The organism is Gracilibacillus salinarum, assembly GCF_022919575.1.
GTDB classification, from domain to species: domain Bacteria; phylum Bacillota; class Bacilli; order Bacillales; family Amphibacillaceae; genus Gracilibacillus; species Gracilibacillus salinarum.
The window spans coordinates 860434-875829 of the sequence record NZ_CP095071.1 but is presented as its reverse complement, the minus strand read 5'-3'; the positions used below and the strand labels follow the sequence as shown (position 1 = coordinate 875829).

Here is a 15396-nt window from a genome sequence, read left to right as displayed (position 1 = left end):
GGATTTTTATGAAAAAAATTCATTTTACAACAAGATTAACCGAGAAGGTCGGATTACTGTTCGAAGACAATGCTTGTATGGATATTTTTATTGATCGGCCACGTATACAGGAGGCAACACTTCAGACGATATTTGCAGGAAAAGTCCGGAATGTGGATGAAAGTATAGAAGCGGCCTTCATCGACATTGGAGTCGATAAAGTAGGCTTTCTGCCAAAAAGTGAAGTACCTTGGGTTAAGAAAGACGAGAAGCTTTCCTCTTATCTAACAGAAGGCGCTTCTCTCATCGTGCAAATTACGAAAGAAGCGTATCAGGATAAAGGTCCGAGATTAACAGCAAATATTACTATCCAGGGTCAATATCTTGTTTATTTACCTAAAGGCAACTATATTGCCAGTTCAAAAAAATTACCAGAGGAGGCGGCTGTTGAGTGGAAAGCATTGGTCTCGCCTTCGCTGGATAACGTAGAAGGGGCAATTTTAAGAACAGAAATTATGGAAGCGGCGGAAGAGGATATTTTGCAAGAATTAACAAATAGGAGAGTACAATGGAATGATCTTAAGCGGTTAGCGGATAAAGTGAAAGCACCAGCATTATTATGGCGTGACCCGTTAGTTCCGAATCAAATGCTTCACTATTATCAGAGTCAGGCAATTACGGAAATTTCGTTCGATGATCCAAGAAGTCTTGAGAACATGAAGCAACAATTTCCACACCTTGCGACAGTTATGACGTTGCGAAAAGATCCGCATAACATCAGTGGAAAGCACATCGATCGTTGGTTAACAGAAGCCATTCAACCTCAAGTGGATAAGCAGGACGGCATTTCTTTAATCGTGGAAGAAACGGAAGCGTTAACGGTGATTGATATTAACAGCAGCCGGTTTTCCAGTCGTCAAAATAAACAAGCTACTATTTTTAAAATAAATCAACGTGCTGCCCGTTATTGTGTAGAAGAAATTCGTAAACGAAACCTCTCTGGGATTATTGTCATTGATTTTCTAAAGATGAACAGAAAGCAGGAAGTGCAAATTATAAAAGAAATGACTGCGATGTTGCAATCAGATCCAGTTCGAACAGAGGTGTATGGATTTACGAAGCTGGGCTTGCTGGAAATGACTCGAAAAAGAGCACGAACAGGATTGTTACAGCTTTTAACTAATCATACGGTAACGACAGATAACTTGACAGCGGGTACATATGTATATCAGCTGGAACGCGAAGTATATGGATTTAACCGGCGTGTCGAAGGGCTTGTTGTTGCCTGTCAACCGGAGGTATACCGTATGCTGCAAGAGCGTCCTTTTCGTGATACAGATCCTTTAACATTAGAGCTATATGTTTACATAGATAATGCGATCACTGGCTATCAGATAATCCGTTCTGGCAGTAAGGAAATCGTTGAATTATTTATTGCAGAACATAAGGATTTAGACATTGACAAGATATACTGAATTATGATAAGATTTTCATGTTGTTTATGTGGCACCCGTTGCTACTGCAACCGCACAGAGCAGGTTTTTAAAGCATGTATTGCTACCTGTATGGCGAGTCTGAGTTTATGAGGAGGTGCAGAGAATGTACGCTATTATTGAAACTGGTGGAAAACAAGTAAAAGTAGAAGAAGGTCAAGTGATTTACGTTGAGAAGCTAGCTGCTGATGCTGGTGAATCTGTAACATTTGATAAAGTACTTGCAGTTGGTGGAGAAGATGCTAAATTTGGTACGCCATTCGTTGACGGAGCTTCTGTTACTGCGAAAGTAGAAAAACAAGGTCGTCAAAAGAAAATTACTGTTTTCAAGTACAAACCAAAGAAAAACTATTCACGTAAACAAGGTCACCGTCAGCCATACACAAAACTTACAATTGAAAAAATCAATGCGTAAGGTTTTGTCTTTATGATAAAAGTGACGATAGTACGTGAGCATTCACATATTAAATCATTTTGTCTGACAGGGCACGCGGACAGTGGACCAGAGGGGCATGACTTAGTTTGTGCTGCTGTATCTGGTATCTCGTTCGGTGCTGTCAATGCAGTGTTTGCTTTATGTGAGATTGAATTAAATATTGATCAGGCCGGTGATGAGGGCGGCTATTTGAAGGTTACGGTACCTGATATCAATGATCGATCACTTTCAGAAAAAGTGTCATTATTATTGGAAGGTATGGTTGTATCCTTACAAACCGTTGAGCGGGATTATGGTCAGTATATTTCCATCTCTGAAAAATAAGGAGGTGCAACAATATGTTACGTCTTGATTTGCAATTTTTCGCTTCGAAAAAAGGTGTAGGTAGTACAAAGAACGGCCGTGATTCAGAATCGAAACGTTTAGGCGCTAAGCGTGCGGACGGTCAGTTCGTAAGTGGAGGTTCTATCCTTTACCGTCAACGTGGTACGAAAATCTACCCAGGTGAAAACGTAGGTCGTGGAGGAGACGACACACTTTACGCTAAAGTAGACGGCGTTGTAAAATTCGAACGCCAAGGACGCGATCGTAAAAAAGTTAGTGTATATCCTGCATAAGTAGAAATTGGCTCTAATCTGTAAAGGTTAGAGCCTTTTATATTTTAAGTTATTCCTAATCGTATATAAGGTCCAGTTACAGCAGTAATCATATTGAACAGGAAGTCGAGTTCCTATAATACGGATTATGTTAACTAAGGATGTATTGCCAAATGGTCATATTGATATCGTTTATCTGCTTAGCAAAGCTCCGGAAATAGGCTCCGCGTCCTGTGGGAACGGCTTCAGCTAGGCTACAACGCATGGAACAGCTAAAAGCAGTGGTTATAGGCATTATGTAATTCATTCTATTGCTATTATATATACAGCGACAATATGCTAGCTCTTTCACAAGTTGTATAGTCCCTATCCTAACGTAGGCCAACCGCATAGACTCCTGCGGGACAGGCAATATTTGATCACGTTAAGCACAGAAGTAGTGCTGAATTAATCCTTTAAGCTGTCTAAAAATATGAGCAATAGAATTCTTGAGTATTACAATTAATTTTTGAAAGAATTTTTGTTGAAATCGTCTGTAATACGATAAGTTACACTAGATAGGTGAATCATAGGCTGTTTTATGCTATAATTTGCTTATTGTATGAGGGGTGAGCACGTTGAAAGAACAAGATGTGGTCGAGATGTTGCGGCATTATCGCCATGATTGGCTAAATGATTTGCAGCTGCTATTAGGTTATGCTCAATTGGGGAAACTTGATAGAATCGAAAATAAAATACAACATATTATCGAACGCTCTAATCAGGAACGGGGATTAGATCGATTAAATATACCAAAAACAATGGTCTGGCTCTATCAACTGAACTGGCGGTCTGAATCGTTCCAGCTAGAATTCCAGTCAGATACGAATGATCAGTCGACTATTGTTGATGACGAATTATTATTAACAAAAATACAAAAGATATTTCAGATATTGCCGTCCTATCAAGAAGAATTTCAACAATATCGAGGTCAATTAATTTTTGAGAAAGTGGATCATCTGTTACATATTCACTTAATTTTTGATCAGAATTGGACCGATCTGGATGCATTGAAAGAGGAAATGGATTCCTTATCATTTATTGATCAAGTTATGATAGATAACCAATTAGAGATAGTGTGGCAGCAAGATTAACGAAAGAAGGTGACAAAATGTTTGTCGATCAGGTTAAAGTATATGTGAAAGCAGGAGATGGCGGAAACGGTATTGTAGCATTCCGTCGCGAAATATATGTCCCGATGGGTGGACCAGCCGGTGGAGATGGCGGTAATGGTGGCGATGTGGTTTTTGAAGTGGATGAAGGCTTAAACACATTGATGGATTTCCGTTATCAGAGACATTTTAAAGCAAAACGTGGAGAGAATGGTATGGGAAAAGGCATGCACGGAAAAAATTCCGATCCATTAGTTTTATCTGTCCCGCCAGGTACCAGTGTTCGTGATGTGAATAGTGGAGAAGTTATTGCCGATTTAATTGAGCACAAACAGAGAGCTGTCATTGCAAAGGGTGGACGAGGCGGCAGAGGTAATATTCGATTTGCATCACCACGAAATCCGGCACCTGAAATGGCAGAAAATGGCGAACCGGGTATCGAACGGGATATTCAGATCGAATTAAAATTAATAGCGGATGTTGGACTAGTAGGTTTTCCGAGTGTAGGAAAATCAACGTTGCTGTCCACTGTCAGTGCGGCTAGACCGAAAATAGCCGATTATCATTTTACTACTTTATCACCTAATTTAGGTGTAGTGGATACAGCAGATCAGCGCAGTTTCGTATTGGCCGACTTACCAGGATTAATAGAAGGTGCTCATGAAGGTGTAGGATTAGGACATCAGTTTCTACGTCACGTAGAGAGAACACGGGTCATTCTTCATGTTCTCGACATGGCTTCTACAGAGGGACGAGATCCCTATGAAGACTTTGTCACAATAAATAAAGAATTAGAGCAGTATGATCCTACATTATTAGAACGCCCTATGATCATTATTGCAAACAAAATGGATTTACCAGAAGCAGAGGAACAATTAAACTCTTTTAAAGAACAATTAGAAGAAGACTATCCGATTTATCCGATCTCAACGGTTACGAAAGAAGGGATTCGTGATGTATTATTTGCAGTCGCGAATAAATTGGATCAAATTCCGAAAAATTATAAGCCGATAGAAGAGAATGAAGATCGAGTTGTTTACAAATTTGAAAAAGAAGAAAAAGCTTTTTCAATTACGAGAGAGCCAGATGGTGCTTTTGTCTTATATGGTGATAAAATCGAAAAACTATTTAAGATGACTGATTTCAGCCGTGATGAATCCGTTCAACGTTTCTCCAGACAGTTACGTGGTATGGGTGTGGATGATGCTTTACGAGATCGCGGTGCAACAGATGGAGATACTGTTCGACTACTTGATTACGAATTTGAATTTATGGAATAATGGAAACGATGCTGGTGATCGTCACGATCTGTTCAAACAAAGGGGAATAGTGGATGTCTGCTAAAAATGACAAGTTCTATTTAGTAAGTGAACAGTTCTTACCAGATGGAATGAAAAAAACATTAGAAGCAAAGAAATTATTGGATACCAACAAAGTAGATTCTATTCATGAAGCTACAAGACAAGTTGGCTTATCGCGAAGTGTATTTTATAAATATCGTGATGCAGTTTTTCCGTTTCAACATATGGTAAAGGAACAGATGATTACCTTGTTTTTTCATTTAGAGGACCAGACAGGTGTGTTATCACATCTTTTATCTGTAGTTGCCAAAACGGGATGCAATATATTAACGATTCACCAGACGATTCCAATTCAAGGAAAAGCTAATGTTACTTTATCCCTGAATACCAATGGCATGACTTCGGATATTGATCAGCTTCTTTTTGAATTAAAACAAATTGATTTTGTTACTCAAGTGGAAATATTAAGCTCAGGCGTTTCATAAGCTAGGGGGAACATGCGAAATGAAAGACACAATAGGTTATTTAGGTCCAAAAGGTACATTCACTAAAATTGCAGTGGATTCTATGTTTAACGGAGAATCAAAAAAAGGTTTTAGTACAATTCCAGAATGTATCGATGCGGTAGTAAATGATGAAGTAACATATGCAGTTCTGCCGCTTGAGAATGCAATAGAAGGCACCGTAAACATTACACTGGATTATTTAATTCAAGCAGAAAATATTAATATTGTCAGCGAGGTGATTGTGCCAATCCGACAACACCTGATGGTACACCCTGATAATGTGAATGAATGGTCAAAATTAGATGCTATTTATTCTCATTCCCATGCTATAGCGCAATGCCACCGATTCATACACAAGGATTTACAACAAGTGAAATCACATTCTATGACTTCAACTGGTGCTGCAGCTGAATTCGTCAGTAAAAATCCTGATCAACGAATTGGTGCTATTGCCAATCACCTTGCTGCCAAAGAATATGGTCTGTCAATCGTGCAAAAAGACATTCACGATTTTGATAATAACCATACTAGATTTGTAGTACTTCACAAAGCAAAAAAAGTTCTAACATCAAAAAATCTAGAAGAAAAAGGCCGTAAGACGACCGTTACAGTAACATTACCATCTGATCAGCCAGGGGCGTTACATCAAGTATTATCAGCGTTTGCCTGGCGAAATCTGAACCTTTCCAAAATTGAATCCCGTCCAATGAAAACGGGATTAGGAAATTATTATTTTCTTATTGATATCGAACAGCAAATGGATGACGTGCTTATCCCAAATGCGATTACCGAAATGGAATCTCTAGGCTGTAAAGTATCAGTTCTTGGCAGTTATCCATATTATTTACACAGTGGAAACGGCGTAACGCTTGCGGTCTAAATCGCAAGCGTTTTTTTTGTAAGTCAAGAAAGTATAAATTTTGGGCTATATGATGTTCGCTGACAGAAACGGCAACGTCCGGCTCCAGCGCCCAGAGACTAGGCGACTTCGCGAAATCGCCCTACGATAAGTCATCATCGATTCGCAAGCTCACCGTGATTCCTTTATCTCAGTTGATTCGCTCCACTCGCTACGTCTCTAAACGGGCGCTTGCGCCTTTGTTCTGTCAGTCAAGAAAGTATAAACGTGCGGTCACAGCAGTAATCATATTGAACATGAAGCTGATTTCCTAATATGGATTATGTTTACTACCAACTTAGTGGTCATTTTGAAATATTATGTGTGGTATGATACCTTTTACCAACCATTATGCGTCCTGCGGGCACGGCTGAAGCTAGACTACTACTTGAACCACTTCTTTGCTGCCTTGCACCGAGGAAGACTAATTCGAAGCACTACTAGTAGATGCTGGTGCAGACGTTGTGGATCTTCAGCGCCTGCCTGTCCCACGGAAGACTACGTGGTTGGTCTACGCTGATGTATAGCTCCACAATTTATGCGACAGCTAGGATATGAAGCACTTTCTGCAGTTTACACCTTAATTGATGAAATACATTGCCTAGCACGACTTGTTTTTGTTGTTACATCTGTTGCAGAACTTCACTAAAGCATAGAAAATAAGGGGAGACTCCAGTGGAATCAGCGTGAGCTGAAGATCCATTTGGTTTGTGACATGGAAAAGCAGTGGACTTCATGTGTTGTGTGGTGCAAGAGAACGTCCAACGCATGAAGATGGGGAAACTTCAGGCGAAAGGGGTAGCAGGAGAACGCCCAATGCATGAAGATGAGGAAGAGCAATCTTCATGCTTACCTGATAAACATCACCAAACATCATTTGTCCATACATAGAAAAAGCCTGAAGCTAATAAGCCATCAGCCTTCTTTTTTTATGAGTACAAAACGTAGTCCGCTTTCTTATAGGAACAGCCGTGTCCACTCAGAAACTAGGCAACTTCCTGCACCGCTCTACGATAAAAAAGATGAAGTTGAATTCCTATATCATGCATTATGTTAGCCATCGCTAGCAAAGTATCCATAGTGAGAGATTTAATGTGCTGAGAACCGCTTCGGACAACCACTCCGCGTCCTGTGGAATCAGCACGAGCTGAACCCGTGCCCACAGGACGCGGAGCCTATTTCCGGAGCTTTAGCAGATAAACGATATCAAAATGACCACAATGTAAGATAGTCCTAGTTGAAATTATCGATATTACAGCTAACTAAATATTTTTTGAACGTTAGTTGTATAAGGGGGCATGGCCCGGTTAGTTAGAAGATTTATTCGACAATAAAGCCTTTGTTAACCAGTGCTTCGAACGCTTGGTCCAGTTTTGCTTCGTCTTTTGCTGCTATCGTGTGATTGTGGACACCTTCTGTTAATTCTAATAAATAAGGTGCCTGTTTTTCCTCGATTTTTTGAACGAACTGATCGACATCTGCTCGATTGCTTAACATTAGGGAAGCCTTTAAATCTCCATATATCGGATGTTCGATGATGACATCCTCCACGGTGACACCGTAATCTACGATGGTATACAATTCTTCTCTCGTTTGTGAGCTTTCATGCTGGCAGGCGATGACACGACGAGCGTCTTGAGCTTCCTCTTCCAGTTTCATATATAAATAACCACTGCTTGTTGCAATGATCGGCTGGTTTTGTGCTTTTAACAATGAAATATCTTGTACGATTACTTGGCGACTGACTTGTGCTTTTGCTGCTAATTCGGTACCCGTCATCGGTTTAGCAGAAGCCTTTAACCAGCTTAACAAGCTATCTCGCCTTGTTTTACCTGTTAACTTCTTGTTCATATTTCCTTCTTTCTCCCTTCATTTTTGAAAAAATCTGCTTGGAAACTTTTATAAATTGTTCCACCTCTTCATCGGTTGTGATATGACTGAAAGAGAAACGGTTGAATCGTTTTCCTTCCTCCTGATTCAATATAAACGGTTGTATGGAGGCAGGTATCTTTTGCTGGTTGACACTGCATGCTGTACCTGTCGATAAATGAATGCTCCGACGATTATATTCTAACATGACATAGTCACCTTGAACGAATGGATTAACACAGCCAAGTATGGTAGGTGCCTGATGGCTTGTGATAATCGGCAGGAGCGGTATGTTTTCTTGTTCAAGTCGATCAATAAATAGATTTCTTATGTAATGTAAATGATCTATTTTTGCCTGATGATCGGTGAAAATTTCATTGGCAGCTGCCGCAAATGCAGCAATTGCCGGAACGTTTACCGTGCCAGGCCGTAGCCCAAACTCGTGATTTGTTTGAATGGGATGTGGTTGTAGTGCCAGTTTTTCTGAAAAATAAATGGCACCGGCTCCCTTTGGTCCATGGATCTTGTGGCTGGACACGCTCATACAATCAACAAATGGTAACAGGCTGGTTATATCTATTTTACCAAAAGACTGAACGATATCGCTATGAAAAGCAATATCTTTTCCTTTGATGCGTTGTCCGATTTTTTCTAATGGCTGAATGACTCCTGTTTCGCTGTTCACATGTTGAATGGAGAGAAGACATGTGTTAGACCTAATCGCTTGTTCTAAAGCACTGATACTTATTTGTCCATCTTTTTCGGGTGATAAAAAAGTAACTTCATAATCTGGCAATTGATTTAAATGTGTTAAATAAAAGAATAATGAACTATGCTCCATCTTCGTACTAATAATATGTTTTTTTCCTGAAATTGGGCTGGATCGTAATAAGGTGTCTATAGCCAGAATATTACTCTCTGTACCCCCATTGGTAAAAATAATTTCTCTGGAGTCAGCGTGAAAGGGGACTGCAATTAGTTGCCGAGCCTGATCTAGAATATCTTTTGCTTGTCCTCCAATGTCATGGAGGCTACTTGCATTTCCGTAATAATTTTTGGCAATCTGCTGATAAGTTAACACCGCCTGTTCGCTCATTGGTGTGGCAGCGGCATAATCAAAATATACCATCGTCTCATCCTCTCAAAAAAAGTCTTGTCTTTTCTATTATTATATGTAAAGATAACTGTAAAGACAACTGTAAAGTTAGGTGATGTCATTTTGTCAAAACCAACTGTATTAATTGTTGGTGCAGGCTTGTCTGCATTCGTTCTGGCAAGCAAACTGTACGAGCAAGCAGAAGTAACCATTATAACTAAAAAAAGTATGTGCGAAAGTAATTCTATTCGTGCGCAAGGGGGAATTGCAGCAGCTATTGCCAAGCAGGATCATTGGAGATGGCACCTGAAGGATACATGTGAAGCAGGTAGACATCATAATAATCTCCACGCTGCAGAAATCTTGGTGAAACAAGGACAGCAATTAGTTAAAGAATTATTAGAACAAGGGTTTCCAGCAGATTGTAAGGAAGACGGATTGCCCCAATTAGGAAAAGAAGGCGCCCATAGTTACAGGAGAATTGTTCATGCGGGAGGCGATCAGACTGGAAAGTACTTGTTAAACTATTACCAATCTGCGCTAATAGACAAAATTAACATAAAGGAAAACCAATTAGCAGTTGATTGTATTGTGGAAGATGGTTGTTGCATAGGAATCACAACCATTGATACAAATGATCACTATCATACATATTTGGCAGATCATGTTGTATTAGCAACTGGGGGTGCCGGGGGGATTTATGAGACAACTACTAATGATCGAACCGTTACCGGGGATGGAATAGCGATAGCATATCGTGCAGGAGCGATCCTTGCTGATTTGGAATTTATTCAATTTCACCCGACGATGCTAGTAACAAACGATGCGAGTAATGAATTAGTATCGGAGGCAGTACGTGGGGAGGGAGCTGTGTTAATAGATCAGAATGGCAACCGGATTATGGAAGGAAAGCATGAACGCCTGGATTTAGCACCTCGTGATGTTGTATCAAGAGTTATCGAACATGCTTTGCATGAAGGAAATTCGATCTATCTTGATATTAGTAGTGTTCGTCATTTTAAACAGAGATTCCCTTCTATTAGCAAAGCTTGTGAAAAACATAACATTGAGTGGCAGAACGGAAAGATTCCGGTGAAGCCAGGTGCTCATTTTACAATGGGGGGAGTAGAAACGGACCTAATAGGCAGAACTTCCATTGCAGGATTGTATGCAATTGGTGAAGTCGCCTGCACCCATGTGCACGGTGCGAATCGTCTTGCCAGTAATTCATTATTGGAAGGATTAGTATTTGCCACGCGATTAGCAGAAGCATTATTGGTGCCAGTATCACGTTGTCCCAGTAATGTCAGACAGGTAATATCGAAATCTGTTGCAATTGATATGCCAGCGATCGACAAGGTTCAGGTTAAAATGAGCAGACATGTAGGGATTAACAGGGAGGCAAGCTCATTAAAAGAAATGATGAACTGGTTGGATCGTTATACCATAATGAAAGAGCCAAAGCTTCGTAATTATTCATTAACGAAAGAGGAATGTGAAATGCAGCATATGCTCCTGACCGCAGAATTAATAACGAAATCAGCTTATCAAAGAAAAGAAAGCAGGGGAGCGCATTATCGTATTGATTTTCCAGAATCCTCGTCAGAATGGCAACAAAATTATATAAGATGGAATTCTTACAAACAAGGAGTAAAAATATGAATCGATTATATTTGCGACGACAGTTAGAATCTTTCCTTCATGAAGATATTGGTTTCGGTGATCAATCGACCACAGCATTATTCCCTGATCAGACGTTGATTGGGGAAGGAGAATTTATCGCAAAGCAGGAAGGAATATTTGCAGGTGGAATTATAATTGAAGAAGTGTTTCGGCTTTTTGGTACCGAAACCTCAGTCGACTTGTTCAAAATGGATGGAGAACCATTACAGAAAGGAGAGGTAATGGCGAAGGTGACAGGACCTTATGCACAATTATTGACGGCAGAGCGGGTAATTTTGAATTTAGTACAGCGTTTATCAGGGATTGCTACTGTTACTAATCAAACTATTATGAAGCTTAGTAATTCGAAAATAAAATTGACGGACACGAGGAAAACAACGCCAGGATTACGAATGCTGGAAAAATACGCTGTTCGCTGTGGTGGAGGAGTCAATCATCGTTTCGGATTGGACGATGCGATTATGTTAAAAGACAATCACATTGTTGCGGCAGGTACTATTTCAAGAGCAGTCAGTCAGGTGAGATCAACAGTCGGTCATATGATAAAAATTGAAGTTGAAATTGAAAATCAGCAGCAATTAGAGGAAGCGATCGAGGCTGAAGTCGATGTAATCATGTTTGATAACATGTCACCAGATCACATTAAACAATTAATTCATACAGTACCATCCCATATTGTCACAGAAGCTTCTGGATCCATTACAAATGATAATATTGCAGCTTACAGTGACACAGGTGTACATATGATTTCCTTGGGATTTCTGACACATTCTGCTCAAGCACTTGATATTAGTTTTTCATTAGTGGAGGTAACAAAATGAGTATAGATACAATTTTTTCAACCAATCAACAAATTCCGGAGCAATATCTGCATTTGACAGATGATGAGATGATCGCTCATATCCGTCAGATCAAACAAGACATGGGTGATGACCTGTATATTCCAGGTCATCACTATCAAAAAGACGAAGTGATGCAATTCGCTGACTCAAATGGTGATTCTTTAAAGCTCGCACAATTATCTTCCAATGTTAATGCAAGAAATATCGTATTTTGCGGGGTACACTTTATGGCAGAAACGGCCGACATATTATCGAAACCCGATCAAAAAGTTTTTCTGCCAGACATGCGTGCAGGGTGCTCTATGGCGGATATGGCGGATGATAAACAGGTGGAAGAAGCTTGGTATGCTTTACAGACAATGTTTGGAGACACTATTTTACCGCTTACTTATGTAAATTCTACTGCTGCTATTAAATCGTTCGTTGGCGAGCATGGTGGGGCGACTGTGACTTCTTCAAACGCCAAAGAGATGGTACAATGGGCGTTTAAACAAAAGGACCGATTGTTATTTTTACCAGACCAGCATCTTGGCAGAAATACAGCGGTCAAATTAGGTGTTCGTCTGGATGAAATGGCGGTATGGGATCCTATCAACAGAAGATTGGAAACCGATCAGGCACCTGAAAAAATCCGTGTCATCTTATGGAAGGGTCACTGTTCCGTCCACGAGAATTTTACCATTAGCAACATCGAAGAAATTCGTCATTCTCATCCGGATATGAACATTATCGTCCATCCTGAATGTAAATATGAAGTGGTACAACAAGCAGATTATGCTGGTTCGACGAAATACATTATAGATAGTTTGCAACAAGCTGAACCTGGAAGCCAATGGGCAATCGGTACAGAAATGAATCTGGTCAACCGTTTAATAAATCAGCATCATGATAAAAAAATAATTTCATTAAATCCATATATGTGTCCCTGCCTTACTATGAATCGGATAGATTTGCCGCATTTGACTTGGTCGTTAGATGAAATCAGCAAGGGAAAAGGCAGTAATCAGATTATTGTGGAAGAGAAAATTGCCGCGAATGCAAGGTTAGCATTAAATCGAATGTTAAGAATCTCCTGACTTTGGAAGGGTATCTAGAAGATATCCTTCTTTTTTTTATTCAACATTTTAGGCATTTTGCATATGTTGTTAAAGAAGATGGATTAGATCGAGACAAATGCCCTTCCATACTTACCAAGAAGAAAGGAGAAATTGCATTGAAAATTCATATTGTGCAAAAAGATGAGAGTTTATGGACCATTGCGCAAAAATATGGTGTCAGCCTTGATGCTGTTATTGCTGCCAATCCGCAAATTTCCAATCCGGATATGATTATGCCAGGGATGAAAATAAAAGTGCCAACAGGTCATGACAATATGCACCAGATGCCGTCGAACAAGAAGCAGCAAGTAACACCAGGGAAAAAGGATAAACAAGAGGTAAAACCACCTACTCAGCCACCTGCTCAAATTCTGCCACCAAAAGTCGAAGAAGATGACGATAAAAAATGGGAACCACTAAAAAAAGAAATGCCACCATTACCGATTCATTTTAACAAACAACAGCCAGCACCAGCTCCATCTCATTCACAAGATTTAAAATGGACGCAGCTGACGAATAATTTTGAAGCGAATTTCTATCCGACACCACTTGAAGAAGAGGAAGTGGAGGAAGAACAGAAAGTCAGTCCGCAAAAGCCAGTACATCCTGTTTATCCACAGCAACCACAGGCACCTTGCTATTCATCAGAAGGAATTCCTTATGGCTATGGTCCTGTAGGGCAGATGCCACAAATGTCACCACATCATGGACATCATCATCACCATTGTCACCCAGGACATCATCATGGATATCCTGGACAAATGCCACAGCAGCACATGCCACAACAAATGCCGAGTATGCAGCAAGTACAAGGAGCACAACAGCAGGCACCTTCTCAAGGTCAAGGCCAACAGGGGTGGTATCAAGCCCAAATGCCAGCAAATCAAATGCCACAACAGCAGATGATGCCGCAAATGCAGCAGCAAGGTATGCAGCAACCAATTCCTATGCAAGGTGACCCGATGATACCGCAACCAGGAATGCCAAATTATCCAATGATGCCAATGCCATCACAGGGTATGCCAGGTCAACAGCCAATGCCATATCCATCCTACGGACCTCAAGGCATGCCACACAACCCGCATGATGATGACGATTGCGGTTGTGGAGGCAGATAATAATTGAATGTATTTACTCCACTTGTAATAAGTGGAGTTTTTCTTTTGTCACGGCGCTAACTGTCCGTAATATCTCCACTTCAAGATTTGAGAGATAAAAAAGAAGTTCAACGTGGGATAAATGGACGATAACTTCCTGATTGAAGTCTCATTTTATCAGTCAAGAAAGAATATAAGTGCAGTCACAGAAGAAGTGGATCTTTAGTTCGCACTGAGGCATAAGGAGTCTCCGTCTATTTCAAAAATGTTGCTAAGCAGATAAAATCTATCAAAATGACCATTTTTCCATCTTTGTTAACATAATCCATATTATAGATCGTTGTAGATCATGTATGTAAATTAGGACAGGGTGGGTTATGGCCGTTTTCCTATAGTACTGAAAGTATACGGATCCTGTCAAAACCATTTTGTATGTCCACAATATTTTAATGAAGCAGGTAGAAGATGATATAATATGGTGTTGGGATGGAAGTTAATTTCTTAAATCCGCACCTGTGTCAGTGTCACAATATTTTCAATTGTCTGCAGTTATGATAAAGTAAAAGGTGGAGACTAAGATAGATTACGAGAGGTGAGAAAGTATGGCAGGACACTCTAAATGGAAGAACATTCAACGAAGAAAAAATGCACAAGATGCGAAACGCGGTAAAATTTTCATGAAGCATGCGAAAGATATATATTTAGCTGCTAAGCAAGGTGGCGGTGACACGGATATGAACGCGAGTCTTCGTCTTGCAGTAGATAAGGCAAAGGCAGATAATATGCCTAATGACAATATAGACCGCGCTATAAAAAAAGCAACAGGCGATTTGGATGGAGCGAACTTCGAGGAATTGACCTATGAGGGATATGGACCAGGCGGAACAGCTGTTATGGTAGAAGTGTTAACCGATAACAAAAACCGTACAGCCTCTGAGTTACGTCATGCTTTTAGTAAAAATGGTGGTAACCTAGGCGAAAATGGCTGTGTCGCTTTTATGTTCAATCGTAAAGGTTATTTCGTTATCGATCGTGAGAAGACAGAAGCAGACGAAGACACTGTAATGTTGGAAGCTATCGAAGCGGGAGCTGAAGAAATGGAAACTGTCGAGGGTGCATACGAAATATATGCCGACCCTGAAGATTTCCAAAACGTAAAGAAAACGTTGGAAGAAAGCGGCTTTACATTTGAAACAGCAGAAATCACTATGATCCCTCAAACCATGTCAGAAGTGGATGAAGATGCAGGTAACAAAATGGTTAAGTTAGTTCAAATGTTAGAGGACATGGAAGATGTTCAGGAAGTACATCATAACATAGAAGCAGACGAAGCAATTATGGAGCAATTGTAA

At 40.2% G+C, this 15396-nt stretch carries 16 protein-coding genes and 1 other annotated feature; of the genes, 14 read left to right on the top strand and 2 right to left on the bottom strand.

Annotation, left to right across the window (positions count from 1 at the left end; all coding sequences use genetic code 11):
* Nucleotides 1-8 precede the first annotated feature (8 nt).
* The 9 genes from MUN87_RS04425 (at nt 9) to MUN87_RS04385 (ending at nt 7251) form a co-directional block, all read left to right on the top strand.
* Nucleotides 9-1454 carry a ribonuclease E/G gene (locus tag MUN87_RS04425; protein WP_244746471.1) on the top strand — a complete coding sequence of 482 codons (1446 nt, stop codon included), beginning with the start codon at nt 9-11 and terminating at the stop codon, nt 1452-1454.
* Nucleotides 1455-1492: 38 nt separating this feature from the next.
* Nucleotides 1493-1565 (top strand) — a sequence feature (ribosomal protein L21 leader region).
* 13 nt (nt 1566-1578) lie between these two features.
* Nucleotides 1579-1887, top strand: coding sequence for a 50S ribosomal protein L21 (rplU, locus tag MUN87_RS04420; protein WP_244746470.1), 309 nt, complete (start codon nt 1579-1581; stop codon nt 1885-1887).
* A gap of 12 nt (nt 1888-1899) precedes the next feature.
* Nucleotides 1900-2232 (top strand): ribosomal-processing cysteine protease Prp, encoded by a 333-nt coding sequence (locus MUN87_RS04415; RefSeq protein ID WP_244746469.1) that lies wholly within the window; start codon nt 1900-1902, stop codon nt 2230-2232.
* 14 nt (nt 2233-2246) lie between these two features.
* Nucleotides 2247-2525 (top strand): 50S ribosomal protein L27, encoded by a 279-nt coding sequence (gene rpmA / locus MUN87_RS04410; RefSeq protein ID WP_244746468.1) that lies wholly within the window; start codon nt 2247-2249, stop codon nt 2523-2525.
* Nucleotides 2526-3121: 596 nt separating this feature from the next.
* Entirely contained in the window at nt 3122-3637 is a 516-nt protein-coding gene (locus tag MUN87_RS04405; protein ID WP_244746467.1) for a Spo0B domain-containing protein, read from the top strand.
* A gap of 17 nt (nt 3638-3654) precedes the next feature.
* The gene (obgE, locus tag MUN87_RS04400) at nt 3655-4935 is read left to right on the top strand and encodes a GTPase ObgE (RefSeq protein ID WP_244747876.1); all 1281 of its coding nucleotides are present in this window, start codon (nt 3655-3657) and stop codon (nt 4933-4935) included.
* 53 nt (nt 4936-4988) lie between these two features.
* Nucleotides 4989-5441, top strand: coding sequence for a transcriptional regulator ThrR (gene thrR, locus MUN87_RS04395; RefSeq protein ID WP_244746466.1), 453 nt, complete (start codon nt 4989-4991; stop codon nt 5439-5441).
* 19 nt (nt 5442-5460) lie between these two features.
* Nucleotides 5461-6342, top strand: a complete 882-nt coding sequence (gene pheA / locus MUN87_RS04390; RefSeq protein ID WP_244746465.1) for a prephenate dehydratase — start codon at nt 5461-5463, stop codon at nt 6340-6342.
* Nucleotides 6343-7107: 765 nt separating this feature from the next.
* The gene (locus tag MUN87_RS04385) at nt 7108-7251 is read left to right on the top strand and encodes a hypothetical protein (RefSeq protein ID WP_244746464.1); all 144 of its coding nucleotides are present in this window, start codon (nt 7108-7110) and stop codon (nt 7249-7251) included.
* A 429-nt stretch (nt 7252-7680) separates the two neighbouring features.
* On the opposite strand, the gene MUN87_RS04380 is transcribed toward MUN87_RS04385, so the two are convergent.
* Together MUN87_RS04380 and MUN87_RS04375 are read right to left on the bottom strand one after the other, a co-directional pair.
* Complete coding sequence (locus MUN87_RS04380; RefSeq protein WP_244746463.1) at nt 7681-8211, bottom strand: transcription repressor NadR; 531 nt, start codon at nt 8209-8211, stop codon at nt 7681-7683.
* Nucleotides 8189-9358, bottom strand: a complete 1170-nt coding sequence (locus MUN87_RS04375) for an IscS subfamily cysteine desulfurase (protein WP_244746462.1) — start codon at nt 9356-9358, stop codon at nt 8189-8191. Before MUN87_RS04375 ends, MUN87_RS04380 begins: the two co-directional genes overlap by 23 nt.
* A 90-nt stretch (nt 9359-9448) precedes the next feature.
* Here MUN87_RS04375 and nadB point away from each other — a divergent pair, with 90 nt between their 5' ends.
* The 5 genes from nadB (at nt 9449) to MUN87_RS04350 (ending at nt 15396) form a co-directional block, all read left to right on the top strand.
* On the top strand, nt 9449-10987 hold the full coding sequence (gene nadB / locus MUN87_RS04370; RefSeq protein WP_244746461.1) for an L-aspartate oxidase: 1539 nt from the start codon (nt 9449-9451) through the stop codon (nt 10985-10987).
* The gene (gene nadC / locus MUN87_RS04365; RefSeq protein ID WP_244746460.1) at nt 10984-11829 is read left to right on the top strand and encodes a carboxylating nicotinate-nucleotide diphosphorylase; all 846 of its coding nucleotides are present in this window, start codon (nt 10984-10986) and stop codon (nt 11827-11829) included. Before nadB ends, nadC begins: the two co-directional genes overlap by 4 nt.
* The gene (gene nadA / locus MUN87_RS04360; RefSeq protein ID WP_244746459.1) at nt 11826-12926 is read left to right on the top strand and encodes a quinolinate synthase NadA; all 1101 of its coding nucleotides are present in this window, start codon (nt 11826-11828) and stop codon (nt 12924-12926) included. Before nadC ends, nadA begins: the two co-directional genes overlap by 4 nt.
* Nucleotides 12927-13063: 137 nt before the next feature.
* Nucleotides 13064-14065 carry a SafA/ExsA family spore coat assembly protein gene (gene safA / locus MUN87_RS04355; protein WP_244746458.1) on the top strand — a complete coding sequence of 334 codons (1002 nt, stop codon included), beginning with the start codon at nt 13064-13066 and terminating at the stop codon, nt 14063-14065.
* Between the two features lie 581 nt (nt 14066-14646).
* Nucleotides 14647-15396 carry a YebC/PmpR family DNA-binding transcriptional regulator gene (locus MUN87_RS04350; protein WP_244746457.1) on the top strand — a complete coding sequence of 250 codons (750 nt, stop codon included), beginning with the start codon at nt 14647-14649 and terminating at the stop codon, nt 15394-15396.

Coding starts and splice junctions, on each gene's coding strand:
- rplU (WP_244746470.1), top strand. CDS start 1,579: ATGTACGCTATTATTGAAACTGGTGGAAAACAAGTAAAAGTAGAAGAA.
- pheA (WP_244746465.1), top strand. CDS start 5,461: ATGAAAGACACAATAGGTTATTTAGGTCCAAAAGGTACATTCACTAAA.
- thrR (WP_244746466.1), top strand. CDS start 4,989: ATGTCTGCTAAAAATGACAAGTTCTATTTAGTAAGTGAACAGTTCTTA.
- obgE (WP_244747876.1), top strand. CDS start 3,655: ATGTTTGTCGATCAGGTTAAAGTATATGTGAAAGCAGGAGATGGCGGA.
- MUN87_RS04375 (WP_244746462.1), bottom strand. CDS start 9,358: ATGGTATATTTTGATTATGCCGCTGCCACACCAATGAGCGAACAGGCG.
- nadC (WP_244746460.1), top strand. CDS start 10,984: ATGAATCGATTATATTTGCGACGACAGTTAGAATCTTTCCTTCATGAA.
- MUN87_RS04425 (WP_244746471.1), top strand. CDS start 9: ATGAAAAAAATTCATTTTACAACAAGATTAACCGAGAAGGTCGGATTA.
- MUN87_RS04415 (WP_244746469.1), top strand. CDS start 1,900: ATGATAAAAGTGACGATAGTACGTGAGCATTCACATATTAAATCATTT.
- MUN87_RS04380 (WP_244746463.1), bottom strand. CDS start 8,211: ATGAACAAGAAGTTAACAGGTAAAACAAGGCGAGATAGCTTGTTAAGC.
- MUN87_RS04350 (WP_244746457.1), top strand. CDS start 14,647: ATGGCAGGACACTCTAAATGGAAGAACATTCAACGAAGAAAAAATGCA.
- nadA (WP_244746459.1), top strand. CDS start 11,826: ATGAGTATAGATACAATTTTTTCAACCAATCAACAAATTCCGGAGCAA.
- rpmA (WP_244746468.1), top strand. CDS start 2,247: ATGTTACGTCTTGATTTGCAATTTTTCGCTTCGAAAAAAGGTGTAGGT.